Annotated in this window: 18 protein-coding genes; 10 read left to right on the forward strand and 8 right to left on the reverse strand. The window is 56.7% G+C overall.

Annotated elements, in window-relative coordinates; all coding sequences use genetic code 11:
* Positions 1-10: 10 nt before the first annotated feature.
* Both CEE69_RS16500 and CEE69_RS16510 read left to right on the forward strand, forming a co-directional pair.
* On the forward strand, positions 11-3,523 hold the full coding sequence (locus CEE69_RS16500; RefSeq protein ID WP_099261724.1) for a pyruvate carboxylase: 3,513 nt from the start codon (positions 11-13) through the stop codon (positions 3,521-3,523).
* Between the two features lie 509 nt (positions 3,524-4,032).
* Entirely contained in the window at positions 4,033-5,259 is a 1,227-nt protein-coding gene (locus CEE69_RS16510) for a pyrophosphate--fructose-6-phosphate 1-phosphotransferase (protein ID WP_099261726.1), read from the forward strand.
* Here CEE69_RS16510 and CEE69_RS16515 read toward each other — a convergent pair.
* From CEE69_RS16515 to CEE69_RS16535, 5 genes are all read right to left on the reverse strand, one after another.
* Positions 5,256-6,854 (reverse strand): acyltransferase family protein, encoded by a 1,599-nt coding sequence (locus CEE69_RS16515; protein ID WP_233215301.1) that lies wholly within the window; start codon positions 6,852-6,854, stop codon positions 5,256-5,258. The genes CEE69_RS16510 and CEE69_RS16515 overlap by 4 nt on opposite strands.
* Before the next feature lie 80 nt (positions 6,855-6,934).
* Positions 6,935-8,161, reverse strand: coding sequence for a M24 family metallopeptidase (locus CEE69_RS16520; RefSeq protein WP_099261728.1), 1,227 nt, complete (start codon positions 8,159-8,161; stop codon positions 6,935-6,937).
* Positions 8,162-8,270: 109 nt separating this feature from the next.
* Positions 8,271-11,339: an FG-GAP-like repeat-containing protein gene (locus CEE69_RS16525; protein ID WP_390179980.1), complete on the reverse strand. Its 3,069-nt coding sequence runs from the start codon at positions 11,337-11,339 to the stop codon at positions 8,271-8,273.
* Between the two features lie 200 nt (positions 11,340-11,539).
* Complete coding sequence (locus tag CEE69_RS16530; protein WP_099261729.1) at positions 11,540-12,694, reverse strand: DUF1559 domain-containing protein; 1,155 nt, start codon at positions 12,692-12,694, stop codon at positions 11,540-11,542.
* 80 nt (positions 12,695-12,774) lie between these two features.
* Complete coding sequence (locus CEE69_RS16535) at positions 12,775-12,978, reverse strand: hypothetical protein (RefSeq protein ID WP_233215303.1); 204 nt, start codon at positions 12,976-12,978, stop codon at positions 12,775-12,777.
* A gap of 592 nt (positions 12,979-13,570) precedes the next feature.
* Between CEE69_RS16535 and CEE69_RS16545 the strand changes: the two genes are divergently transcribed.
* On the forward strand, positions 13,571-14,881 hold the full coding sequence (locus tag CEE69_RS16545; RefSeq protein ID WP_099261731.1) for a hypothetical protein: 1,311 nt from the start codon (positions 13,571-13,573) through the stop codon (positions 14,879-14,881).
* Positions 14,882-15,038: 157 nt separating this feature from the next.
* On the opposite strand, the gene CEE69_RS16550 is transcribed toward CEE69_RS16545, so the two are convergent.
* A complete protein-coding gene (locus tag CEE69_RS16550) occupies positions 15,039-15,257 on the reverse strand; it encodes a hypothetical protein (RefSeq protein ID WP_233215304.1) in 219 nt (72 codons plus the stop codon).
* 60 nt (positions 15,258-15,317) lie between these two features.
* Between CEE69_RS16550 and CEE69_RS16555 the strand changes: the two genes are divergently transcribed.
* The 7 genes from CEE69_RS16555 to CEE69_RS16585 all read left to right on the forward strand — a co-directional run bounded on the left by CEE69_RS16555 (position 15,318) and on the right by CEE69_RS16585 (position 24,726).
* Positions 15,318-16,052 carry a DUF2306 domain-containing protein gene (locus tag CEE69_RS16555; RefSeq protein ID WP_099261733.1) on the forward strand — a complete coding sequence of 245 codons (735 nt, stop codon included), beginning with the start codon at positions 15,318-15,320 and terminating at the stop codon, positions 16,050-16,052.
* Positions 16,003-17,187 (forward strand): DUF1559 domain-containing protein, encoded by a 1,185-nt coding sequence (locus tag CEE69_RS16560; RefSeq protein WP_099261734.1) that lies wholly within the window; start codon positions 16,003-16,005, stop codon positions 17,185-17,187. The genes CEE69_RS16555 and CEE69_RS16560 overlap by 50 nt, the downstream gene beginning before the upstream one ends.
* A 13-nt stretch (positions 17,188-17,200) precedes the next feature.
* Positions 17,201-18,004 (forward strand): arginyltransferase, encoded by an 804-nt coding sequence (locus tag CEE69_RS16565; RefSeq protein WP_099261735.1) that lies wholly within the window; start codon positions 17,201-17,203, stop codon positions 18,002-18,004.
* Between the two features lie 44 nt (positions 18,005-18,048).
* The gene (locus CEE69_RS16570) at positions 18,049-19,500 is read left to right on the forward strand and encodes a GntP family permease (protein ID WP_099261736.1); all 1,452 of its coding nucleotides are present in this window, start codon (positions 18,049-18,051) and stop codon (positions 19,498-19,500) included.
* Positions 19,501-19,592: 92 nt separating this feature from the next.
* Entirely contained in the window at positions 19,593-20,102 is a 510-nt protein-coding gene (locus CEE69_RS16575) for a hypothetical protein (protein ID WP_233215305.1), read from the forward strand.
* A gap of 350 nt (positions 20,103-20,452) precedes the next feature.
* Complete coding sequence (locus CEE69_RS16580) at positions 20,453-23,164, forward strand: secretin N-terminal domain-containing protein (RefSeq protein WP_099261737.1); 2,712 nt, start codon at positions 20,453-20,455, stop codon at positions 23,162-23,164.
* Positions 23,161-24,726 (forward strand): proprotein convertase P-domain-containing protein, encoded by a 1,566-nt coding sequence (locus CEE69_RS16585; protein ID WP_099261738.1) that lies wholly within the window; start codon positions 23,161-23,163, stop codon positions 24,724-24,726. The genes CEE69_RS16580 and CEE69_RS16585 overlap by 4 nt, the downstream gene beginning before the upstream one ends.
* 127 nt (positions 24,727-24,853) lie before the next feature.
* On the opposite strand, the gene CEE69_RS16590 is transcribed toward CEE69_RS16585, so the two are convergent.
* Both CEE69_RS16590 and sdhB read right to left on the reverse strand, forming a co-directional pair.
* Positions 24,854-25,258 carry a hypothetical protein gene (locus CEE69_RS16590; protein WP_233215306.1) on the reverse strand — a complete coding sequence of 135 codons (405 nt, stop codon included), beginning with the start codon at positions 25,256-25,258 and terminating at the stop codon, positions 24,854-24,856.
* Entirely contained in the window at positions 25,259-26,113 is an 855-nt protein-coding gene (sdhB, locus tag CEE69_RS16595) for a succinate dehydrogenase iron-sulfur subunit (protein WP_099261739.1), read from the reverse strand.
* Positions 26,114-26,119 lie beyond the last annotated feature (6 nt).

Below are 26,119 nucleotides of genomic sequence, written 5' to 3' on the forward strand. Positions count from 1 at the left end.
CTTCCCCGCAATGGATGCCCCGATGACCGTCGCTGAATCGAACGCTGCCACAGACTCCGTAAACATTCGTCCGATCCGCAAAATCTTGGCTGCCAATCGCAGCGAAATTGCCACACGAGTGTTTCGCTCGGCTCACGAATTGGGCATTCGCACCGTCGCGATTTATTCTCATGAAGACCGCTACGCGTTGCACCGATTCAAAGCCGACGAGGCCTACCAAATCGGGACGCCCGGCGAACCGATCCGGTCCTACCTCAACATCGACGCGATTGTCGGGTTGTGCTTAAAGCACCACATCGACGCGGTGCACCCAGGTTACGGATTCCTGTCCGAGAACCCCGATTTCGCGAAAGCACTGACGGACGCAGGCATCTTGTTTGTCGGTCCCAGCGAACAAAGCTTGCGAGATTTGGGTGACAAGACCAGCGCCCGTCGTTTGGCCGAGATCGCTGGCGTGCCCGTGTTGGGTGGAACCGCTCAAGCCATCGCTTCGATCAAAGAAGCCACCGATGCCGCGGAAAAACTTGGCTACCCGATCATGCTCAAAGCGGCCAAGGGTGGCGGCGGTCGAGGCATGCGAGTCGTGATGGAACCGAGCGAATTGGCCAGCTCGCTTGATTCCGCTCAACGCGAAGCCAAGACGGCATTCGGAAGCGATGAAGTGTTCCTGGAACGTTTCGTCCAACGTGCCCGGCACTTGGAAGTTCAATTACTCGGTGACCGACATGGCAACTTGGTTCATTTGTATGAACGCGACTGCAGCGTCCAACGACGGCACCAAAAGGTGGTCGAACTCGCACCCGCTCCCAACCTATCGACTGAAATGCGAGACGCGATTTGCGATGCGGCGCTGCGAATCGGACGCGCGGTCGGCAAAGAAAGCGGTGGCTACGAGAACGCGGGAACGGTCGAGTTCTTGCTCGACGTCGACAAAGACGAGTTCTACTTCATCGAGGTCAACCCACGCATTCAAGTCGAACACACGGTGACGGAAGAAGTCACCGGCATCGACATTGTTCGCAACCAAATCTTGGTCGCGCAGGGCCATCCTCTTCCTAGCGAAGAAGTCGGGCTGCCATCGCAAGATGGCATCCGAACCATGGGATTCGCGATGCAGTGCCGGATCACGACGGAAGATCCCGCCGCCGATTTCCGCCCTGACTATGGCCGCATCAGCCACTACCGCAGTGCGGCTGGGTTGGGCGTTCGGCTCGATGCGGGCACGGCATTCAGTGGTGCCGTCGTCAATCCCTTCTACGATTCCATGTTGGTGAAGGTCACCGCGCGAGCTCCCACCCTGGCCGCGGCGGCTCGCCGGATGGATCGTTGCTTGCACGAATTCCGAATTCGTGGCGTGAAAACGAACATTCCGTTTCTGACCCGGCTGGTGAATCATCCCACGTTCTTGGCCGGCGAAGCCACGACGCGGTTGATCGACACAACGCCGGAACTGTTCCGTTTGCCACGCCGGCGAGACCGAGCCACCAAGCTGCTGACGTTCTTGGGCGAAACGATCGTCAACGGCAACTCGCTTGTCACGGGACGCCCGCCTGCCGTCCGTCGCGAACCGGCTCCCGTTCCCGACATCCCGACCGCAGCCAAACCGCCTCGCGGAACCGCTGACATCTTCCGAGAAGAAGGCGCCGATGGTTTGGTGCGTTGGATTCGCGAACAAAAGGGTCTGCTGCTGACCGACACGACGATGCGTGACGCGCACCAATCGTTGCTGGCCACGCGAGTTCGCACCAACGACATGCTCCGCATCGCTCCGGCCTACGCTCACCTGGCCCCGCAATTGTTCTCGCTTGAAATGTGGGGCGGAGCGACGTTTGACACATCGATGCGATTCCTCAAGGAATCGCCATGGCAACGTCTGGCTGACCTTCGCGCAGCGGTTCCCAACATCCTGACGCAAATGTTGCTGCGAGCCAGCAACGCGGTTGGCTACACCAATTATCCCGACAACGTCGTGCGAATGTTCGTTCGCGAAGCGGTCCAAGCGGGCATGGATGTGTTCCGTGTCTTCGACGCGTTGAACTGGGAAGAAAACATGCGTGTGGCGATGGACGCTGTGATCGAAGAAGGCGGCATCTGCGAAGCATCGATCTGCTACACCGGCGACCTGCAAGACCCACGGCGGACCAAGTACGACTTGAAGTACTACGTCGATCTGGCGAAGAAACTGCAGGCGGGTGGCGCTCACATGATCGCGATCAAAGACATGGCGGGTTTGCTCAAACCGGCCGCGGCGGTGAAGTTACTGCGTGCTCTGCGTGACGAAGTCGACTTGCCGATTCACTTGCACACTCACGACACGGCGGGCATCCAAGCGTCGACGTTGATGGCGGCTGCCGGTGAAGGTTTGCAAATCGCGGACGCGGCTCTGGCACCGTTGTCGGGCGGAACTAGCCAAGTGAACTTGAACACGTTGGTCGAAGCCCTTCGTTTCACCGATCGCGAATCTTCGCTCGACAGTGAATCACTGACTCAATTGGCAACTTACTGGCAAGCCGCTCGCGAATTCTACAAACCGTTTGAAAGCGATGTCTTGCCGGCAACAGGTGACTTGTACGACCACGAGATGCCTGGCGGACAATACACCAACCTGTTTCAGCAAGCTCGTGCGTTGGGCTTGGCCGACCAGTGGGCCGGAGTCTGCCGCGCCTATGCGGACGTGAACCGATTGTTCGGCGACATCGTGAAGGTGACTCCGACAAGCAAGGCCGTCGGTGACATGGCGTTGTTCTTGGTCGCCAACGAGATGTCAGCGGAAGACGTCCTGACGACCAACAAAGCCCTCGCGTTTCCCGCCAGCGTGCTGGACCTGATCGGCGGCCGGATGGGCCAACCGCCGGGTGGCTTCCCCGAAAAAGTCATGCGGAAAATCCTCGGTGACCAAGCTCCCGTGCTGGAACGCCCGGGTGCATCGATGCCACCAGCGGATCTCGAAGCGGCGAAAGCTCAAGCCGCCGAAATGACCCAAGAAGCACCCAGCGATCGGGACGCGGTGACGTACTTGCTGTATCCCAAAGTGTTCGAAGAGTACTCGCAGCATCGCAACACCTATGGCGACGTGGAAACGCTTCCGACACCCAACTTCTTCTATGGGCAAGAACCGGGCGACGAGATCGCCGTCGACATCGAACCGGGCAAACGTTTGATTGTCAAATACCTGGCAGTCGGGCAACCCTATCCCGATGGAACGCGAACGGTGTTCTTCGAACTCAATGGACAACCGAGAGAAGTGGTGGTCGTCGATCGATCGCTGGACGTTGACATCAAAGCCGCGGTGAAAGCCGACCCTTCGGATGCCACTCATGTCGCCGCGTCGATGCCCGGCATGGTGATCACCGTCGCGGCCGCCGAAGGCGAAAAGGTCAAGGCAGGTCAAAAGCTGTTGGTGCTGGAAGCCATGAAAATGGAAACGACAATCAATGCTCCGGCCGATGGTGTCGTCACCAAAATCCATACACCTCCGGGGACTCAAGTCGAAGCGGGAGATTTGCTGGCGGTGGTGGAGTGAGGGAGGAGCGTGGGGGCGATTGAAAAAGTTAAATTGACAATTGTAAATTGTAAAATCAGAGCTCGGGCGTTGGATTTGCACGAGTTCAGCTGATGGCCAATGGCCTTGTTCAGCTCGTCCCATTTCGGCTTGTTGATTTAATCGATTTCACAACCCGACGCGTGAGCGAGGGATCCACAGGCTCGCTGCAAGGGCACGCGATCCCTCGCTCACGCTTCGGGTTAGGATTGAATCAACTGGTCCCTTTTGGTTTGAGTTTGGCCGTTGGCCAAACCGATTCGACCCGCATCTTCCTCTCGCCAAATTGAGGCTCAACCAGTTTCAAATTTACAATCGTCAATTTAACTTTTTCAATGACCACGAGTTTCGTGGGCACACGCGAATCTTTGAAACAGTGCAATTGACCGCCCGAGAATGCCATTCCTGACGGGGCGACGAAAATCCGATGATTCGATAGGCTTTTAGAAAATTCACGCGTTCGCGCCCTTTGAGCTTTCGGAACCAACCTCATGTCGATCAAACGTGTCGGAATCCTCACCGCCGGTGGCTTGGCCCCGTGTCTGTCGTCGGCCATCGGAGCCCTGATTGCAGCCTATACAGAGCAAGCTCCTGAAATTGAAATCGTCTGCTACCGATCCGGGTACAAAGGTCTGTTGCTCGGCGACAGCTTTGTCGTCGACGACCACTCGCGGAAGAACGCGGCGATCTTGCATCAGCACGGTGGCAGCCCGATCGGCAATAGCCGAGTCAAGCTCACCAACGTCGCCGATTGTGTGAAACGCGGTTTGGTCAGCGAAGGCCAAGACCCACTGCAGGTTGCCGCGGAGCGATTGCAATCGGACGAAGTCGATGTGTTGCACACCATCGGTGGCGACGACACCAACACCACCGCCGCAGACTTGGCCGCTTACTTGGCCAAACACGAATACCAACTGACGGTCGTTGGTTTGCCCAAGACCATCGACAACGATGTCATCCCCATCAAACAAAGCTTGGGTGCTTGGACGGCCGCCGAAGAAGGCGCCAAGTTCTTTGAAAATGTGGTCGGCGAACACAACGCCAACCCACGCATGTTGATTGTTCACGAAGTCATGGGTCGCAACTGTGGTTGGTTGACCGCCGCCACCGCAGCCAAATATCGCGAACGATTGCAGACGCTCAACTTCTTGCCCGAGATGGGACTCAGCCAAGAACGTCGCGACGTGCACGGTGTGTTCGTTCCTGAGATGAGTTTCGATCTCGAAGAAGAAGCCAAACGTCTGCGGGCAATCATGGACGAGATCGATTGCGTCAACATCTTCATCTCCGAAGGTGCCGGCGTGGACACCATCGTCAAGGAAATGGAATCACGTGGCGAGAGCGTCCCCAAAGATGCTTTCGGTCACTACAAACTCGACTCCGTGAACCCTGGCAAATGGTTCGGCAAACAATTCGCTGACATGCTGGGAGCTGAGAAAACGCTCGTGCAAAAGAGCGGTTACTTCAGTCGCGCCGCTGCCGCCAATGCGGACGACATCGCCTTGATCGGTCGCTGTGCCAAGAAGGCCGTCGAATGTGCCATGCAAGGTATCGGTGGCGTGGTTGGCGAAGACGAAGACCAAAACAACGAACTTCGCGCGATCGAGTTTGAACGCATCGCTGGCGGCAAACCTTTCGACATCAACGTGGACTGGTTTGGTGACTTGCTTTCACAGATGGGACAACACAAAGGCGAAGTCCTGGAAACGTCTCACTAACGAACTAGCTGAGCAGCAACGACTTCCGAGCCGGGCACGTCATTCGTGCTCGGCTCGTTCGCGTTTGGCACGGTTGATTTTCGTTTGCCGTTGAGCAACCATCCGATCGGTGTGTAGCGAACGAAAACTTGGTAGCTGATCAACAGCACCACACAGGAGATCGCACTGACGACCGCGAATTTGACGCTCCAAGCGACCTGCCAATCTCGTACCCAGTACTGCAAATACATCACCAGGGGAAGGTGAGCGAGGTACAACCAGTAGCTCGAATCGGACAGGTACCGCAGCGTGCGACTGGGATGTGCGAACACACTTCGAAACATCCCCATCATGCCAAAGGACACGATCCAAGCATAAGCGGATTGAACCAACACGGACGCGAACAATCCGCCGCCCGACGTTTGGCTCTTCAGCATCCATCCGATCGCGAGCAAGACGGTGAGCGACAACGGCAAACTGATCTTCCATCCGCGACCCAGGCGACCTTCGCGATCATCCGCGACAAAGTAGATCGCACCAAAGCCAAAGAACAACGCGTAGTACGCCAACACAGATGGGAGAGGAAGCAAGCCGACCGATGTCGCCGGCCCAAAGCCTTCGTGCCGCATGAACCATTGAGTCAACATCGTCAGCGGAATCAACCAAAGCAAACAATGAGGTGAACTTGCCAGCGCCGACGCATTCCAGCGAGACTTCAGCGATCGCGGCGTAACCGCTATGACAATCACGAACCCAGCCACCAAGAAGCACAAGAACCAGAGAAACCACAGGTGCCCCGTCGCCGGAAACTCAAACAACAGAAACATCAATCCGCTCCAGTTCGCGGCACTCATGCCTCCGTCAGCAGCCTGGTCCGCTGGTGACTCAAACAACGTGACGCCCATCATCGCGGCGATTTCTTCCCGCCCGGATTCGACGTCGTCCCGATCGACTTCGATTTTCAGCAATCCAGCGACGTACTCGGTTGTTCCCCACGGCGCTCGCATCACATCGATGGGTTGCTCGCCCTTGTGGTTCCCCAATTCAGGATCCGCGTCGTGATCCAGCAACACCTTGGCAATGTCATCGCGTCCCAGGAACGCAGCCACCAAGAATGGCGAATCACCTTGCTCGGACCGTTGATTGACATCGGCGCCCTCCAACAAGGCTTTCTCCACGCCCGCCAAGTCATCCTGAACGACGGGAGTCAACAGATCGGTTTCGTCAAAAACGGCGGCGTTGGGCGAAGGGTGGGCCTGGATGTATCCCGCGACGCTCCACATCGCGGGAATGATCGTGCACATTCCGATCACAAACGGAATTGCGATTCGCAACACGCGGTGCTCGATCAGTTTCGAGGCCCCGCGCCGCCGGAACAGCATCATCGTGAAGAAGCCGCTGAGCAGAAAGAACAACGGCATTCGAAAGCCATGCACCATCGCAATGAACATCGAAACCACATCGCTGCTTTGCGAGTCTTGGATCGGCCACCCTTGCCCCGCATCAGGCGAGTAGGCGATTGCCGCATGCAAGAAAATCCCCAGCAACATCGCGATGCCTCGCAACGCATCCAGGTCGTGCCGACGGGAAGGAATCGAAGTCATTGAATCATTCATGGCTTCAGTTTCCTCAATGCCGGGACCGAACTCGCCGTCGTTTCAGTAACGAAGTGTACCGATCCGAATCAAAGCGAGGGTTAGCTTGGATTCCAATCCAGTCCCATCGGCAACTGGTTCAGATTAACAGGACCGTCCACCGTCACGACCAACATGTCTTCGATGCGAACGCCACCAGTTTGGCGACCATAGAGGCCTGGCTCGACCGTGAAAACTTCACCCGCGAGCATTTCGCCTCCGCCGTGATCCAGCAAGATCGGCTCGTGAACTTCCAAGCCGATTCCGTGACCGGTGCCGTGCTGAATCGAAGGGCCATCTGTCAGCTCGCCACGAGAGATCGGGTACCCGTGACCCACCAAGACTTTCTCGACCGCCAACTGCACTTCTTCGCCCGTTCGCCCGGGGAACAAAACCGCCTCGGCGGCCTCCTTCGAAGCAACCACCGCCGCGTGCATTTTCTGAACAGTCTCGCTGGGCGTGCCATGGACCACCGTTCGTGTGCAGTCGCCGTTGTAGCGTGATGACTCATCTCGCGGAAACAGATCGACGATCACGGGATGGCCCGTGTACAAATCGCCGTCGCCTCGATGGTGGCAGTCGGCCGAATCGGGCAACGTGGCAACGATTGCACCATGGCTCATCGTGTAGTCGCGCTTCATGAACGCTTCGGCGGCCATCGTTCGAACTCGTTCGCTGGTCAACGGTTCGCCACCGAGCATCAACCGACCTTCGGAACCGACATCCGCCGTGGCAATCATTTCACACATCTGCCGCATGACAGCTTCGGTGACCGACTGAGCTTTTCGAAGAGCGTCAATCTCTTGGTCCGTTTTGACTCGGCGGTCGATCACGCCCAGGTCATCGTCGTAGGCGATGGAGATTCCCGCGTCGGCCAAATGCCAGGCGTAGATCAGCGGGAACGCGCGGTCGACAACGACCCGATCGATCGATTGAATTTGCAAAAACCTTGCCACGGATTGAGCGGACGCCGTTTCGCGATCGCCACTGGCAGAACCCGAGACAGGCGGAAAATCAGCCGGGCAATGAACGGAATCCAACTGCCCCGCGGCGCGAGTCCGATCCATTTCCAAGTCACGCACGATGCCGATGTTCTTTCCATCAGGCAGTCCCACCCACGCCGCAGGATCTCCCAGCGCAATTCCCAGGCGTCGAAACAAATTCGCATTTCGATCGGCCAGGCCTGCCATCACCTGAACCCCGTCGGAATTCACGTTTGAGCCAGCGTTGTTGGAACCAGAACCGTCAGCGGAGTCGCTCGTGGCGACCATCAATTTAGAATGAATCATGCGTCCAAATTAACCGACCGAGAGGACGCTGCCGAGAGACCGGCACCGCCGCGAATTTGCAAGCACGCAATCACCGGCACAATGCGAGTTTGCCGGAACCCAAGTTGCCTCAACCGCCGCGATGTTCGCCTGTGTGATTTGCGACTTCGAAATAATGAATCGCGTTCACCGACTCAATAATCAAACAATGTGAATTAGCAGGGATGTTTTCAAAGGATTGTCTCATTCCCGACGGCCACTCGATTTGCAACCGGTCGATTTGTTCTTGTACGCCGATCCCGAAGTCAACCGTTCTCTCATTGGCTCCCATGTAGGTCCCGTCCATCATCCAAGCGTGCCATTGCTCGTCACCACAAACCGCAATCACCTCCGCACCCACCGCGTCGCGTTCCGACGCCGCGCCGACCAAGTCAACTCGCAACCAATTTTGGGTCTCGGTGCAATTTTTCAAAATGGAGATGGGAGCGTCCAGCGAGTTGGCAACTAAATCAGGCCGACCGTCTCGATTGAAATCCAAACGAACCAGCGTTCTTGCAATCCGAGGCGTTCGCCAAAAAGATGAGGAACTGACCGATGGGTCACCAAACTCAAACACTCCTTGCGTCACAAATCCGGACGGGCCACCACGAAACAACTGGGGCAACATACGAAACGGAATATCGGGTGTGCCGTTCTGAGCGGGTTCAAACACATGCCCATTGACGACTATCAAATCCAACCATCCATCTCGGTTCAGGTCAGATGCCTGGGTTCCAAACCCAACCATCTCACGACCGCCATCAGACAGCCCAAATGGCGCCGCCATATCCGTAAAGAAGCCAGACGTCCTCTGCAAGAATAGATTGTTGGGCTGCTCATAGTAATTCGTCACAAACAAATCCAGCGATCCGTCGCGGTCAAAATCTCCACCCGCGATTCCCATGCAACCTTGCGTTTCTGCATTGCCGCCAGAAGCACACCCGCGAAGGATGGCTTGTTCCTTTAATTCCAACGTTCCATCGCCACTTGCTTGGCTGACCCAGAAGTGGTTGTTTGTCGTATCGTTGGAAAGAAACAAGTCGTTCCCGGCCTTTCGATCAAAGTCCGCGATGATACCCGCGAAAGCGTAGTTGGCTTCTTGAAGGCCCGCGCCAACACGTGGCCACTCGCGCCAATCGCCGTTTGTCATCCGCTTCAAAAAGCGATCTTTGGCGGGAGCAAAAATTCGCGGTGAACAATCAAAACCGTCTCCCCAGCATTTCGTTTCAAATGCCGTTTCGTCATCGATGTAGTTGATCTCGACCATCTCTGGCAAAGCGTCACCATCCAGGTCCCCGCAGACGATGCTGCTGGTCCAGCCATTGGACCCTTCAATCGTTTGAGATGAGAAGGTCCCATCGCCGTTGTTGATGCAGATCACATTGGCACCAATGTTCGCAATCACCAAATCAACAAACCCATCTTGATTCAGATCGGCGGTGGTGGCTCCTTGTGCGTACGACCGGTCATCGCTTCCCGATGCGACCGAGACGTTGTGCGTTGTTCGCCCATTCAGATTTCGAAACAACTGGTTGGCTCCCGAACCGGCAGGATCGTTGGGCGGGCCTCCTGCGTCACAGAAATACAGATCCGGCCAACCATCCAAATCAAAGTCGACGACTGCGATGCCACCACCGTTGACCTGACTCATTCGCAGGCGGCTGGGGTCGGTGTTGGGATGATTCCGAAACTGAAAGTTGACGCCAAGCTTCTCCGCGACGTCCACCATCCGAACTGGGATGGAAGCCGTGAGCGAATCGCTTGAGCGTTTCGTCGCTTTCAAGTTCGACGCGGCATCGGCCAACATTGCCGTGCTGTTGGGAAGAGGCCAACGTCGCAATTCAATCCCGCACAACAAGTCGGGCGGAGACGGAGGTTCCTGCATGAGCCGTTGCCTCGCATGCTTCAACTCGGGCATCGCTTCTGACAGCCGACCTTCTTCGTACGCCAAAATGGTTCGCCACGAGATTGCTTCCCAATGTCGACCGAGTTTTTCAAGTTGTTCCACAAGCGTTCTTAAATCTTGCCGACGGTTTTCGCGATTCAAACCAACGTTCATCGCCATTTGCCAAGCCTCATCCAGCCACTTCTTTCGCTCCAAAACCCGCTCGGCCGCTTCGAACTCACCAACCATTGCCAAAGCCTCGGCCATTCGGAGGTAAGCGACTCGATCGGTGGGATCGATCTGGACCGCTTCGCCGAAAGCTCGAATGGCTGCGGTGGGGTGCTTCATGCGCAACGACCATTGCCCGATTGCAGCCCAGTACTCAGCTTCCTGCTTGATCGACTTTGGCAGTGTTGCGAACCACTTTTCCAGATCCTCATTGGACTGCAATGCCTCGTAAACGCGTCCTTCGAAAGCAGAAACGCTTGATGAATCCGGAAACACCTCCCGCAGTTGTCGCACTAAATGTTTAGCTTCATCGGCTTCATCCTGAACCAGCAATTGCTTGGCTCTCGCCAAGTCTTTCGAGCTCAACGCTTCGTGGTTTGGCTTGGTTCGCGAAACGAGGGCCAATGACAACGGTTCGTCGTCGTGATACGGAACGCTCAGCGTCGTCATGCTCAGCAATTCTTTTTCGGTGACATCTCCCAGTCGGATCAACGCCTCGACATGACGTGTCGCTTCGACGCGTCGACCTTGAGCATTCAGTAAATGCGCCAGCCGACGATGGACGGGCACCAAGTCACCAAACCGGGAATGCATTTCACGATAAGTTGATTCAGCCTCCTCAAGGCGGCCAACATCCTGCAACCAGTCCGCGATTTGCCCCAACGCTGGCAATCCAGCCTCGGGATGATCCGGTGGAATCGCCTGGAGATACGAAATGGCAACGTCCATTTCACGTTGCCCATGTGCAATCCGCGCGGCCAAGAAAAGTGCGGTGGGCGATTCAGGACGCATTAGCAGCAGCGACCGATTCAGTTTTTCTGCTTCGGTGAACCGGCTCTGATGAACTAAATCGCCGACTCGCTCCTCAAGCTCGTCAGGCGAGAGCTGTTCCGCCTCCAAAGGCTGAGCCACCGCTGCGAGTTGCAGCACCTCATCGCTCATTGCATCGCTTTTTGTTGCGATCGGACCATCGGCCGAAGCCGATCGGTCTACCGAGTCACGGGAGCCGCACCCTGACTGAGCCACTATTCCGAAGAGCAGCAACATCGGGATCAAGCGACGCCGATTTGCCCGCTCTGCCTCGAACGTGGACAGAAATAGGATCCGTGCCGCAACGTTGTGACCCACGATCATTCGATACATCATCGGTCTCATCACCGTTGGCCCCAATCCAAAACAAAATGTTGCTCGGGCAGTTGACCCGAGCAACATTCATTCGTTGCAAACGCAGAAGACCAAAGTCAGCTCTATTCGAGCGACTCCGTTTCTTTTCCTGCTTTGGTACCCAACGCACCCCATAATCCGTAGGGACTCTTTTCGCCGGGCTGCCCCGCTTTTGGAAGCGTCGCGCGGTTTTGGTTACCAGCCTCGATGCTGTCGGTGATGAATTTCACCGCACCATCGGCCATCAGAATGTGGCACCCGCCTTGGTGGCGACTTCCCATGGTGTAGGTCCCGTCGGAACCATCCCCACCCCATAAACAGCTTTCTTTGTTAGGCGGACGCACTGTGTTCACACTCGTGAACATTGGACGGCCATCCGCCCAACGTTTGCCACGACGTTGATCAGCTCCGCCTGTTTCATTGGCGTCGAGCCAAAACTGAGGACGCGCTGGGTCAACGTTGTCTCGATAGCACAACTCGGGATCGAAGAAGAACGGATCCCGCTGATTCATTTTGGGCTGCGAATTGATTTCCAAGTTCCCCGCATCGGTGACGATTTCACCGCAAGCGATCGTGTTGGAGGTACCGTCCAAAATGTCACGGAATCGAGTTGAGAAGTGGCTCTCGAAAACGCCGCGTTGGCGTGACTTGGCTCCGGCATCCGCCACCGTGCCATCGTTGTTGATGCCGCCGGTGTGAGTTGTTTGAATCGAGTCGCCAACACATGCGGAGTAGTTGTTCAATCCCGTCTGCCCCGCCGTTCCGATGGTTGGGTCGCTGGGACAACGGAACGTTCCGACGGTCGTTCGCCATGGGGTGTAATTGGTATCCCATGGCACGGGTCCCATCGCTTGGTAGGGAGGAGTCTTGGCACTACCGTCACCATTTAGAGCGAGCGGGTTGCTGATTTGCTCCCACAATCCTTGCTGCTCGATTTGCGGCAGGATACCAACCAACCAACTCAGCAAATACGAATTGTCGCCTTGGGCCCCCGCACCGGTGCAGCAATACGTGCCGCCCATCTGCTGAGGAAACTGAGCAAACGCGGAATGATAATTGTGCAGGCCCAAGCCGATTTGCTTGAAATTATTGCTGCAACTCATACGGCGTGCTGCTTCCCGGGCTGCTTGAACAGCCGGCAACAGCAAACCAACAAGAACACCGATGATCGCGATCACGACCAGGAGCTCCACCAAAGTAAAGCCTGTGCGGCTACGGCGGGCAAAGTTTGAATTCATACGAACCTCTCAGAAAAGCTTCCAAAAACAGAAAAGAATCAGGAGCATCGCGACTCGCGTCGCAGCTGCTCCCGGGTAAATCAACGACTGGAGTCCCGTTGCTGCATCTCTCGCTGTTGCTGTTGGTAGTCCTTGGCTTGAGCGTCGTAGGAAGCAGCCAACTCCTCCGCGGTCGGGACCTTCTCGGGTGGAGCCGCCACCGAGTTCTCAGCACCACCGCCGCAACCAGGCGACAAAAAGCAGCAGAACGCGACCAAGGCGGCCGCATAGACGATTTTTCCCATGGACATATTTATTACCTTCAAACGAGGGAGATAATTGTGAGCTCTCGGGAAATGAAGAGGCCTAGTACGCAGCACTCGAACCACATCCTCCATTCACCGCAAAACACGAATGACGGGTCAGATACTGCCAATAGCCTAGCCTGCCGTCAATTGACAACATGTCTTATTGTTAAATTTTTCATGTGATTTTACACAGGGAATCCAATCGCACTCAGTTTGAACGCACGGGTTGAGCAACCGCCTGCTCAACCACACCGAAAGCTGGCCGTGATGACTCCTCAGCCGACGTCAAAACATTTGCAACTGCGTTCCATGCACCAGCTCACCAATGACTAACGGCGATGGGAGCTTGCAGTTCTGAACGCTTTCGCTTCCTTTGCCGTCACGAACAAAACTGAGGCTCAACCTCTTAAGTTCGCTAACCGTTCCGACCCACCAAACAGACGCAAAATTCACTTGCGACTGTTCTGGCGGATGAAGCGATCGGGTGGCTCGTGCCGATCGCTGGGAGGGACGTCGCTTCGACGTGATCGCATGGCATCGCTTTGGCGACCTAGCGTCTCGACCCGCCGCCATCGCTTGAGCCTATTTCATGACATGGTTTTCAAAACCCACTGACGCGTCCGCCTCCAACGCCCACGAAGCAACCGCCACGTGCACGACCGCTTTTGCAGTCCATCGCGTGGATCGCATGCTTCGACATCGTTGGACCTTCGCCGTCGCGCTCGGGTGCACCATGTTATCGATCGGCCCAGGTTGGACCGGAACCAGTTCGGCTGGATTCCCCGAAATGGTTGAGCGGGTCGGACGCTTTTGTGGCTGCAGTTGGGGCGACGGATACCACACGTGTCACAGCAGCGGCATGCGGCCGATGGCCAACCTGCCACCTCGCTCGTACCCAGCCCGCACTGGCAACTTGGGTGACAAAGTGATGGGGTGCCGCACCTGCCAATCCTCAACCTGTCAGGGAACCTGCCAGTCCAACTCGTCACTGGCAAGCGTCCATCGCGACGGCTTCAGCAGGTTGCGTCCGACCTTGCTACCAGCGACCTCTCGACCAACGTTTTACGATCGGTTTGACGAGTACGCTCGCGAAGTCAGCTTCCAAGCAGCTGCCGCCGAAGTTGGCGCTCATCCGGTCGACGCGATCCTGGATCACGAATCGATCGAAGGTCACTATCCCCAAACCAAGTCACCTCGATTCGAACTGCACTCCAACCACATCGATGACTTCACTCATCATGGGTTCTCGGTCTTGGCCGGTGAGGATCCTCTCGCATCGTCGCAACTCGATCCAACGTCCGAAGACGCCGAAGCGACCAGCGACGCGTCCGCCGAAAGCGACCTGCTTCCCAAGCATCAATTGACCGAAGAAGAGATACAACGCTTTCGCGACTATCAAGAACACCAGCGACTGGAAAAGAAATACCAGAAGTACTTGATCGATCCAGAAGAAATCGAACCGCGTCAAACGTTTGGTGGCCCACCCGTCGGAAGCGAACAAAGACGCTTGCTCGACGAACACAAAGTCAACGAACTGTTGAAACAAAAGACACAGCAATTGCTTCCACCTGCGAATCCAAAGAACGGCTCGCCTGAAGACTTGCTGCCTAGCCCAAGTGATCTGCTCGACTCGTCTCTGGAAGTGACCGAGCCAGATGACGCGTTGCCGCTCGAAGAACTCCTGCCACCTTATCCGGACGATCAATCGGACTCTTCAATCGATTCAGCCGGCCCGCTGCTTCGGCCGACACCTTTGGCGACGGATTCGTTGACACACTCAACCCGAAGTTTCATCCGGCAACCGTCCGACGAAACGAACGTTCCGCACTCAACCGAAAGCAGTCCCGCCGAACGAGTCGCGGAAGTTCCGGTCCGGCACTTCATCCGCCAACCTCGCTGAGCAGGTACGCAAGTGTCTTCGGGGATATCAGCCGTTTTGTGTTAGCCCCGGTTGTGCGCGGGAACCGTGGCCAAACAGCCAACGGGATCAAACCCGATCATTTCTGCCTAACTGCTTAGGCGCATTGTCCACTCGATGCCTGGCATCCTCGCAACGTTTAGATGCGGCCGCCTTCGCAGCACGTTTCGCAAATGGTGTGACAGCGTTCACACTGCAACTTGCCGCGAATTTCAATCAAGGTTCGCCCCAAACAAACGGGACAAACTCCCTCCGTCGCATTCGCGGGTGAACACTGATTCCACTGGGCCCCAGTTTCATCTTGGGATGAATTCCCCGGGGTTTGCTGGGTCGATTCGGAAGCTTGCGGTTCATTCATGCTGCAATCCATTTGGTGCGGTGATTCCAGAGCGGTTAGACTCAAGCCGGAGGATAACCGATGGCTTCCGAGCATTCACTCTTCAAAAATTCCGATCGAGATGCGTTCGCAAATCTTGATCGAGCGAGACTGAACCGACTACTGCGAGTGGCAACCGCCATGACCATCGTGCTCGGCGTGAGTGTTTTGGTTCAGTTGCTGATTCCATACCGCGGTTACTTTCCCGCCGACCTGCAAGACTCCGTGTTTTTGTCCGCACATCGAGGTCACTTCCACGGTTGGTATCGGTTCGCGTTCTACGTCCACATTGTTGCCGGACCAATTGCATTGGTTCAAGGTGCGGCGTTGTTCTTCAGCGGATCTCGGCGGAAACGCATTCCACCGTGGCACCGTGTTATCGGCCGAGTGCAAGCCGCAGTGGTTCTGTTTTTTCTGTTCCCCAGCGGTTTGGTGATGGCTCAGTACGCCATGGCCGGTCCAACCGCTGAAGCAGCCTTCACGCTGTTGTCATTGGCAACAGCGGTCACGATGGCAATGGCCATCCGCAGTGCGATGGTTGGGCGAATGACCCAACATCGTCTTTGGGCAACTCGTTGCTTCTTGTTGCTGTGTTCACCCTTGCTGCTTCGAGTGGTGGTGGGGTTCACGATCGTCACGGGTACCGAAACGGATTTTGCACACCGTCTTATCGCCTGGACCAGTTGGTTGGTCCCATGGTTCCTTTTCGAAGTCGGGAGAAAATGTCATGACGCTGCACACCGCGAAACCAAGACGTCACGCCTTCACACTGCTTGAACTTTTAGTGGTCATTATCATCCTCGGTGTCTTGGTTGGGTTGTTGATGCCTGCGATGCGCACGACCGGCGAAGCCGCCCGAAGAATGAGTTGCAGCTACAACTTCAAGCAGATCGGGCTCGCGCTGCACAACTATCACTCCGCCCACAAACATTTCCCACCTGCCCAAGGAGGAACCCGGCAAGGTCCTTCCGAGCGAGACGGCAACTCACGCCGGCTCAACGGCCTGGTGGCATTGTTCCCGTTCATCGAGCAACCCGAGTTATGGAACACAATTTCCAACCCCGCTGAGTTCAACGGATCGTCGTACCCACCCATGGGCCCGGCTCCCTGGATCGAAACCTACGAACCTTGGACCACACAGATTCAGACATTGCAGTGTCCTTCTTCGGCAGCGTCACCCGGACCATTTGGATTGACAAGCTATGCCTTCTGCGTCGGTGACCAAGTCGACCAGTTGAATGTCGAACACACGTCGACACAAAACGTACGAGGCATCTTTGCCGGAACGCATGTTTCAAAGTTCCGAACGATCGTCGATGGCTTGTCCAACACCATCGCGATGTGTGAAATCGGCAACGACCTCGGTGATGGTCATGTGATCGGTCAAACGGCGATCCAACAGACACTGAGAATCCTCAAGTCACCCAGTCGGTGCAAAGAAACGTTGGACGTTGATCGCCCAAACTTCTACGAATCATCCGTCCCACTAGCCAGCGTCGGGCGGGGCGGTCGGTGGGCCGACGGCGTCGCTGCGATTGCTGCCGTCAACACCATCTTGCCGCCCAACTCACCGAGTTGTTCCGTCGGAAGTCAATTGACCGACCCGGGCATTCATTCCGCAGGCAGCTTTCATCAAGGTGGCGCACATGTGTTGATGGCCGACGGCGCGGTCAAGTTCATCACCGAATCGATCGACCATGGTGACTCAAGCGCCGCGGTCGTTCTGACAACAGAACCCAATGAGACGGCGACTGAGAACGCTTCTGAAACGGCTGACGTTGCGGATGACAACTCTTCCAACCAAACCGACTCGGAGTCGCCTACCTCACACACACATCCGGAAAGCCCGTTTGGTGTCTGGGGCGCACTCGGAACCGCTCGCAGCCAGGAATTGGCGACCGCCGAATTTTGATTCGAGAAACCAATTGGCAACAAAACAGCGGCCTTATCCATCAACGAAGCAATCCGATACGCTGGATGACATGAGTCCCGCGAACGATGGATTTCCCGAAAGTGCCGCTTCCCTGCGTCATCAATTGATGCTGGTCCAGGATGCCGTCAGCGATTGTCCGTACATCGATGGCGAACCAGCCCGCATGCCGCTGTACTACCCGACGCCGCCGCGTCGCAGCGAAGACACCGACACGCTGCTGGCCGCTGGCTTTCGTCGTAGCAGCCAATTCGTCTATCACACCAATTGCCCGCAGTGCAGTGCGTGCCAGCCAACTCGGTTGCGAGCGGCGGATTTCACACTGACCAAATCGCTGCGTCGTGTTCTCAAAAAAGCGGAGCGGGAACTGACATGGCGATGGCAAACCCCGCGAGTCGATGCGGATCGAGTTCGACTGTACAACGACCATCGCAACGTTCGAGGACTGGCCCACGATGGTGACATCAGCGCGTCCGACTACGAAACGTTTTTGATCGCAACCTGTTGGCCAACGCTTGAACTGGAGATCCGACATCAAGACCACCTGGTCGGCGTTTCGATCATGGACATCGGTCGAGAGAGCATCAGCGCGGTGTACACCCACTTTGATCCGATCGCATCCAAATTCAGCTTGGGCACGTTCGCGGTGCTGCAGCAAATTCAGTGGGCCAAAGACAACGGTCGCACCTGGGTCTACTTGGGTTTGTACGTCGCCGCGAATCCTCACTTGAATTACAAATCGCGTTTCGTCCCCCAAGAACGTTTGATCGACGGGCAATGGCGTGCCTGCTTGGAGTAGACTCTGGCGTCACACATCCCTTCCCCACGCTGTGAGTAGAAACCTTGACGATTTGGTGGTTGGTCGCGCTCGCCGTGACGATGGTGCTGGTCTCGATCCTCGCATTTCGACTGCATCCGTTTTTGGCGTTGCTATCAACGGCGGTGATGGTGGCGATGCTGACCACACCGGCTCAGCTGTCGTCATTCGCATCCGCCCGAGTCGCCGATGGCAAATTCACCAGCGCGGAAGCCGCTGCCTTCGTTGACCAAAGTGCATCGGCACGAGTGGCGGATGCGTTTGGTGCAACAGCGGGCTCGATTGGAATTGTGATCGCGTTGGCCAGCGTCATCGGCGGACTGCTGATGCAGTCCGGTGCCGCGGCGCGAATCGTCGACACCATGCTTCGTTGGACCGGGGAAGAACGTGCTCCCGAAGCGATGGCGGCGGCCTCGTTTGTGTTGGGAATCCCAGTGTTCTTCGACACCGTGTTCTACTTGATGCTGCCCCTGGCCCGGTCGCTACGACGCAAAACGGGTAAGAACTACGTGCTGTTCATCCTCGCGATTTTGGCCGGTGGATCGATCACGCACTCGTTGATCCCACCGACACCTGGACCGCTGCAGGTCGCGGCGTTCTTGGAAGTCGAAATCGGCGCGATGCTGATCGCCGGACTGGGAATTGGAAGCGTGACCAGCGTGATCGCGTTGGCCGCTGCCAGAGTGATCAACCACTTCGTTGACTTGCCTCTTCGTGACGAAGACGGCGAGGAGATCCGCCCCGAAACCCAGCGATTGGCGTCGGCGGGTGACGGCACGACAGAAATCCCGCCCAAGCCACCATTGTGGCTCGCCCTGTTCCCGATCGCCTTGCCGGTGGTCTTGATCGCACTTGGTTCGACGATCAAATCGGTTTACGGAAGTGACGCCGTTGCCGAATCGGAATTGCTGGGATGGATCATCCGCTTGGGCGACAAAAACCTGGCGTTGGGACTGGGGTGTCTCGTCGCGTTTGGATTGATTCGCTGGGTCCCCAACGATCAACGCCGCAAAGTGGTGTCCGCCGCCATCGCCTCCGCGGGATCGATCATCCTGATCACTGCGGCGGGTGGAGCGATGGGCAAAATGCTTTATCACGCTGGCATTGCCGAAGTGGTCGGCTCCATCGCCAAAGGCTTCCCGGGTCTTTGGCTGTTGCCGCTGGCGTTTCTGGTCACGACTGCGATTCGAACGATCCAAGGTTCCGCGACCATCGCGATGATCACATCGGCCAGCATCTTGCAATCGCTCGCCACCAGTGGCGAACTTCCCTTTCACCCGGTTTACCTCGCGATGGCAATTGGCGCGGGAAGTAAACCGATCTCGTGGATGACCGACAGTGCGTTTTGGATCATTTCGGAAATGACCGGCATGACCGAAAAAGAGGCGTTGCGGACGATCTCGCCGATGAGCGCCGCTTTGGGAGTTTCCGCATTGGTGGTCACCGTTGCTGCCGCGGCGATCTTTCCCGCTGTGTGACCGCATTTTGATTGGGCACCGACAATCGGATTGGCTGGGAAAGCCACTTATATACCGATGAACGGTTTCAAAATTCGAACCGAGCGATTTTAATGGGGCGTTCTAAATTGCCCGAAGATCGCCAGCAACAAACGTTCATGGATACGACTCAACCCGATTTGATCAACGAACCACCCGCGGACGACTCCGCTCCAATTTCTGCCAATGGCACCGAAAAGTCAGCGAAGCCCGACGAGCCGACGATGAGCAAGAGCGAGCGAATTCGCCGCTACATCCAGGCTCATCCTGAGGCCCGAAACACTGAAATCGTCGCTGCACTGGAAGAACACGGCATCAAATACCAAGACGTCGGGAACGTTCGCTCGCAAGAAAAACGGAAAGCAGCAAAGAAAGCTGCCCCGGCGAAACGCCGACGACCGGCCGTCGCAACGCCCGAAGTCGCTCCTCCAGCCAGCACACCTGCTGTCCCGCCCATGGCCACGGCGCCAGATGCTGTCAGCATGGAAACGCTACAGGCGGGAGCAGAATTCGTGAAGCAAGCCGGCGGAATCGACCAGGCCCAAGCAATTCTCGATCTGATCCGGCAAATTCAGTCCGTCTGAGCCGCTGGCAAGATTCGCCACCTCGTTTCGGCTTGCCAGCAGGACGTACGATGGCCTTGGAAGGCCGTCCTCCAGGCGTCTCTTACCAGCATGCGATCCGCCGCACCCTGGCCAAACGCATGAACAAACGGTCACTCCAGCATCGCGGAACCACCCCGCGGGAGTGACACAGCCATCTCATCTCGGCGGTCTTCGGCAGTCCGAAAACCCCGAAAAACATTGACTTCATTCGACAATTCAGTACTCTACAAGTCCCCCCGGCGATCGCCCTTCTCGGCAAAATCATTGATCGCCCCCACCTCCCACCGAATCAAAGCCGTTGGTTTGACCGCCACCGAGCTTCCAGCCTTATGAACAATGCATTGAACTTCCCAAAGCGATGGGTCGCTTTGGATGGCTGCCCATCAACTTGCACCGCGACCGTTGGTCAAGAGACGAAAGCTCACGGTCGAGTCGCCGGCCAACGCAAACGTCGCGTTCGTGCTTCTCTCGTGATCGCGATTCTCGGTGGAATGTCGATCGGCAGTGGCACTTCCATATCGAGCCAATGCTTTGCTGACGACACGGCCGAGTCCGCGCCGGCAGTCGCGACTGAGAGTCCCGCCGCACCATTGCCTACCGTTGCGGAACCAGCATCGGTTGCACCGGTCGCCTCACAAACTCCGGAGACATTGCGGTTCTCATTCAACGGGGTGCCATGGCGAGAAGTCATTCAGTGGTTGGCCGATGAAGCCGACTTGGCGTTGCACATCAGCGAGTTGCCGTCCGGTAGTTTCACCTACACCGATAACAGTGAGTTCACCGTCCAAGAAGCGATCGACCGAGTCAATCTGTTCTTGATCTCCGAAGGCTTCACACTGGTCCGCAGCGGTCGCTTACTTTCGGTCATCGACCTGACCGATCCTCGTGGCGTGCAGCAACTGGAAACACTGGCCGAGTTCATTGACGCGGAACAACTCGCTGACCGAAAACCTCACGACGTTGTCAAATGCATCTTCTCCTTGGGCGAGATCGATGGTGACGATGCCGTCCAAGAGCTGGCAGCGTTGAACCTGATGACCAACCCCACGGTCCTCAACAAAACCAACCAACTGATCGTCACCGATTCCGTTGCAAAACTGAGAAGCGTTCAGCGGGTTCTGTCCGCGTTCAAGATGGACGAAATGGACAACGGCACGATCGTTCAGTCGTTTCAACTGCAACACGTCACTGCTGACGACGTCCTGACCGTTGCTCGCCCGCACTTGGGACTGGCCACCGATGAAATGATCGGCATCGACGTCAGCTTGTCGGCTGACCTGGGTGGCAACAGCATCTTCGTCACCGGCATCGAAGACAAAGTGAAATTGCTGGAAGGCTTGGTCAAGGCGGTCGACCAACCCGACTCCGCCAAAGCCAGCTCGAACGAGCCAATGCAGCTTCGGTCTTACATGGTTCCCGGCGGCAACGTGCGAACCGTTTACAACGTCCTGCAAACCTTGCTGTCCGGCAAAACCGTTCGTCTTTCGATGGACGACGATGCGGGCACGATCGTGGCACTGGCCTCAGCGGATACCCAAGCGGAAATCAGCCAAACGGTCCAGGAACTTCAAGCCGCCGACGACGAGTTCGAAGTCATCCAACTGAAATCCGTTGACCCGTCGTACGCAATCAGCTTGATCGACCAAATGCTGGACCTGCCCGACGAGTACGCCGACCCGGATGACATCGACCCGGACACCCCTCGCATCGACGCTGATCCCGGCAACCGTCGCCTCTTTGTTCGAGGCAAACGTCATCGGATCGACCAAATCAAAGCCATTGTCGAGGGACTCGAAGAAGGTGGCATTGCCAGCGAAGCTGATCAACTTCGCGTGCTTCCGTTCAAAGGCAAAAATGCGGTGCGTTTGCTGGAAACCGGCGCTAAGTTCTGGCAGTCAACCAACCCCGTGATTCTTTACCCCGGTCACGAATCAGGCACGCCCAACGTGCTCGAGCGAGTTCCGAACGAAGACGAAGCGGACGCCACTGAGAGCTCTGATCCCGGCGACAACCACGAGGCTCTCGAACTCACCAGTAAACGAAGTTTGACCGACGAACCCACCGAAGCACGGTTGCTAACAGCGGTCACACGTTCGCGATCCGAGCCCATCACTTGCCAAATCACCGAACGTGGACTGATCCTTCAATCCGAAGACACCTCGGCACTCGATGAGTTCGAACAGCATTTGCGATCGCTCGGCACATCGATGCAACCAACGTCGTCACCACCGATCGCGTTCTACCTGAAACACATTCGGCCCGACGACGCGTTGCGAATGCTGGCGGAATTGCTTGAGGGCGGTGAAGCAGCCAAAGAAGGCGAAGCCGGAACCTTGATCAACGGAACGATGACCTCGGTTTCTTCCGGCAGTTACCTGGGAAGCTTCCTGACCACTCGCGACGGAACCATGACGTTGCTGTTCGGTTCGATCACGATCGTTTCCGATTCGCGATTGAATCGATTGATCGCGCAGGGATCCTCGGACGACGTCGACTTGATCGAAAACTACCTGAAGATCATCGATAAAGACCGCAGCATCACGACCGTGCAAACCTATGGCACCTCGCAAGTCATTGAGCTGAAACACACCCGTGCCGCGGACGTCGCCGAAGCTGTCCAGGCCGCCTACGCCGGACGCATGGCAGAAGGAGCCGGCAAAGCCAACGCGGCCGCCGGTGGTGGCAACGATTCCGACGCACGCGACGCAGCTCGCAATGGAGACAATCGCGGCAACTCGAAAAACCCACCAAAGAAGTCAGCTTCTCAAGCCGCTCGCGACTTGGAACCCAAGATGACAGTGGCCGTTCACGAGGCCAGCAACTCGTTGATCATCACCGCTCCTCCACAATTGTTTGCCGAAGTGGAAACGCTTGTTCAAACAATCGATTCACGCGGCGAACAAGCGGTCGAAGTCATCATCCCCAGCAGCGATGAAGTCATGGGCGAAGTGCTTCAACAAGTGCTCGGCGCCTCAACAACGACCAGTCGCCGTCCGACCACTTCTTCCCGCGATCGTTCGCGAGACCGAGGAGGTCGATGATGCGATCTCAATGGAACGCCAACCTGTTTTCGCAGTTCATTCCGACACTGCGTCGCACCGTTTCTCGAGTCGCATTGCCTGTTTCGCTGGCAATGGTGACCGGCGCTGTGATCTCTGATGGCAACGTCGCCCAAGCACAATCCGGTCTTCGCGAATCGCTGGAACGACTCGACCGCGATCAAGATGGTGACATCGAACCCGAAGAAATCACGGCGCTCTCACGTCCTTATTTGGAACGAGTCGCCGAAGCACGGCGGATGGATCTGAACCGAGACAACTCGGTCGAACGTTGGCAAGAAGCGGTACGCATCTATCACGCTTTGCAGAACGGGGTTTCCGGCCGAGAGGTCGATCCCGAAACCAACATCACCGTGCGTCCCTTTGGCGCTCTCGATGATGACCCCATGGTTCCCGAGTTCGGCTTGGGCGAGATGAAGTTCCAATACACTGCCGATGACTACCGCCAAGCCGAACGCACTCTCTCACGCAGCGATCGCAATCGGGACGGATTTCTCGATCGGCGTGAAGTGGAACGAGCCGACTGGAAATTCCGGGATCCATTTGAAGAAGACTACGACAAAGACAACCGGCTGAGCACCATTGAATTGGCCCAGCGATACGCTCGCCGACGTCTGCTTTCCGATGCCTCAGGCGAGTTGATTCGGAAACGCCGGAGGGTTGGCAGCGAGGTTCGCGAACTGGAACGTTCTGGACGCGAAGACGATTCACGCTCGTGGCGTCGCGATCGTCGATATTACCTCGCGTCCACCGTCATGGAACGATTTGACACCAACCGCAACGGGCGACTGGAAGCCAGCGAAACCGTTGCGATGGGGATCCCGTTCGGCCGCATCGACCTCGATCGCGATGGCGAAATCTCTCGTGACGAGCTCAACGACCATCTTCTCGAAGTTCAAGAACGCGAAGATCAAGACGCGGAAGGGTTGCCGCCTTGGTTCTTCGAGCGTGACGCAGATGGCGACCAACAGATCTCGATGCCCGAATTCACGTCCGAATGGACATCAGAGCTTTTGGCCGAGTTCGAATCGTACGATCAGAACGCCGATGGACTGCTCACCAAGAGCGAACTGGCAGGATCAACCTCGCTGATGGGCGGCAACTACCGCAACGAAACCGCCTCCGCCTTGCCACCTCGCAAGACGATCGTTTCAGAGATTTTCATCGAAGAAGAGTATGTGATCGCCGACGTGAACGTTCAGCTTTCGATCACGCACACGCACGACGAAGCACTGGATGCTTACCTGGTCGGCCCTGACGAGACAAAGATCGAATTGTTCACCGGAGTCGGCGGGCATGATGATCACTTCGACCGAACACGTTTCGACGACGATGCACGCTACCCGATTACCAAGGCTCGCCCACCGTTCGAAGGCACCTTCATTCCGGAGGGCCGCCTGAAGAACCAACCCAGCCTCAGCTCCTTCAACGGTAAGAACGTTCAAGGAACTTGGCAATTGGTCATCGTCGGAACACGCAGCGAACGGTTCGGACTGCTCCACAATTGGAGCCTCGATATCACACCGGACACGTCGAAGCCCTGAAGACTGAACACTCAGGTTCTAGTTGGCCGTGCGACCGACCTCCAAGTCGGTCAAGAACGCTGCCATCGACGGACTTGGAAGTCCATCGTACGGGTGTACTAACCCAGAAATCGTGTTGCGGGATGCATCAGAAGCTTCGCTTTGACGGGTCATCCACTGCGTAAGCTTCGATCTCGAAGGGGTTGCCGCGATACGCGTCGCGACCCATCAGCTTCAACACCAACGAAGCACCGAGATAAGCGGGCAAGAAGAAGGGGCCCCACCGTTCGTACTGCTGCACGTGAACTCGTTCATGCAGCCGAGTTCGATCTAAATCGGCGGGCGTGCAACCCAGCACAACGTGGCCGAGCGTCATGGCCGCGGCGGGAACAGGCATCGATCGCAGCCCTCGGGCAATCCAGCGTCCGTGGATTTCAGCTACGCCCGAAACCCAGACGATGCGTCCGCCCAACAACAATCCGATCGTGATTCCGATCAGGGTGTTCGGGGCGGCCCAGAGATATTGCAGCCAACGAAACCGCAGCCAACGCAATTACTTGTCAAACCACTTCTTAATCGCGTGCAGCGTCGTTGCTCGCCCGGCTCGTGCGATGGACGTGGTCAGCGGAATTTCCTTCGGGCAAACTGCGACGCAGTTCTGAGCGTTCCCACACGATGCTAAACCGCCAGGTCCTTCCAACGCATCCAAACGTTCGCCAGCCAATGATTTCCCGGTGGGATGGTTGTTGAACAGCATTGCCTGCGAGATCGCGTGCGGCCCAACAAACGCTTCGGAGTGGGCCGCCTGCTTCCGAGCCTCGAACTCCTGGTCCGTTTCGCCTGGCTTCTGCGTCAATTCAATCTTGGTGTATTGCGGACATGCTTCCAAGCAGCAACCACAGCTCATGCATTGGCTGAGCGGGTAGTTGCGTTCTTGGTCCTCTCGCAGAATCCGCTCGCCGGACCCCATGTTGTAATAGCTGTCGACAGGCACCCAGGCTTTGACTCGTTCCAGCCCTTGAAACAACCGAGCACGATCGACAACCAAGTCGCGAACCACGGGGAATTTGCTCATCGGCTCCAGAACGACTTCGTCGGGATTGTCCGCGAGAAGACGATCAACCAACGCACTGCAGCTTTGACGAACTCGGCCGTTGATAACCATCGTGCATGAACCACAAACCTCTTCCAAGCAACCACAATCCCAAGCGACCGGAGTGACCTTCTTTCCGTCGCGGTTGGTCGACTGAGCTGCGATCCGCTGCAGAACGCTGATCACGTTCATTTCCGGCTCATACTTGATCTTGTGCAGTTCCCAGTACGGAGCTTCTCCGGGAGCGTCCTGACGGCGCACACGAACGTTGATGAACTCGGGTCGTTTCTTCGTCGAAGGGTCGAGAGCAATCATCGGATC

Source organism: Rhodopirellula bahusiensis, from assembly GCF_002727185.1.
Taxonomy (GTDB): Bacteria; Planctomycetota; Planctomycetia; order Pirellulales; family Pirellulaceae; genus Rhodopirellula; species Rhodopirellula bahusiensis.

Coding starts and splice junctions, on each gene's coding strand:
- CEE69_RS16535 (WP_233215303.1), bottom strand. CDS start 12,978: ATGGGAAAAATCGTCTATGCGGCCGCCTTGGTCGCGTTCTGCTGCTTT.
- sdhB (WP_099261739.1), bottom strand. CDS start 26,113: ATGATTGCTCTCGACCCTTCGACGAAGAAACGACCCGAGTTCATCAAC.
- CEE69_RS16560 (WP_099261734.1), top strand. CDS start 16,003: ATGACGCTGCACACCGCGAAACCAAGACGTCACGCCTTCACACTGCTT.
- CEE69_RS16500 (WP_099261724.1), top strand. CDS start 11: ATGGATGCCCCGATGACCGTCGCTGAATCGAACGCTGCCACAGACTCC.
- CEE69_RS16580 (WP_099261737.1), top strand. CDS start 20,453: ATGAACAATGCATTGAACTTCCCAAAGCGATGGGTCGCTTTGGATGGC.
- CEE69_RS16510 (WP_099261726.1), top strand. CDS start 4,033: ATGTCGATCAAACGTGTCGGAATCCTCACCGCCGGTGGCTTGGCCCCG.
- CEE69_RS16550 (WP_233215304.1), bottom strand. CDS start 15,257: ATGAATGAACCGCAAGCTTCCGAATCGACCCAGCAAACCCCGGGGAAT.
- CEE69_RS16530 (WP_099261729.1), bottom strand. CDS start 12,694: ATGAATTCAAACTTTGCCCGCCGTAGCCGCACAGGCTTTACTTTGGTG.
- CEE69_RS16585 (WP_099261738.1), top strand. CDS start 23,161: ATGATGCGATCTCAATGGAACGCCAACCTGTTTTCGCAGTTCATTCCG.
- CEE69_RS16545 (WP_099261731.1), top strand. CDS start 13,571: ATGACATGGTTTTCAAAACCCACTGACGCGTCCGCCTCCAACGCCCAC.
- CEE69_RS16520 (WP_099261728.1), bottom strand. CDS start 8,161: ATGATTCATTCTAAATTGATGGTCGCCACGAGCGACTCCGCTGACGGT.
- CEE69_RS16575 (WP_233215305.1), top strand. CDS start 19,593: ATGGGGCGTTCTAAATTGCCCGAAGATCGCCAGCAACAAACGTTCATG.
- CEE69_RS16525 (WP_390179980.1), bottom strand. CDS start 11,339: ATGTTGCTGCTCTTCGGAATAGTGGCTCAGTCAGGGTGCGGCTCCCGT.
- CEE69_RS16555 (WP_099261733.1), top strand. CDS start 15,318: ATGGCTTCCGAGCATTCACTCTTCAAAAATTCCGATCGAGATGCGTTC.
- CEE69_RS16515 (WP_233215301.1), bottom strand. CDS start 6,854: ATGAATGATTCAATGACTTCGATTCCTTCCCGTCGGCACGACCTGGAT.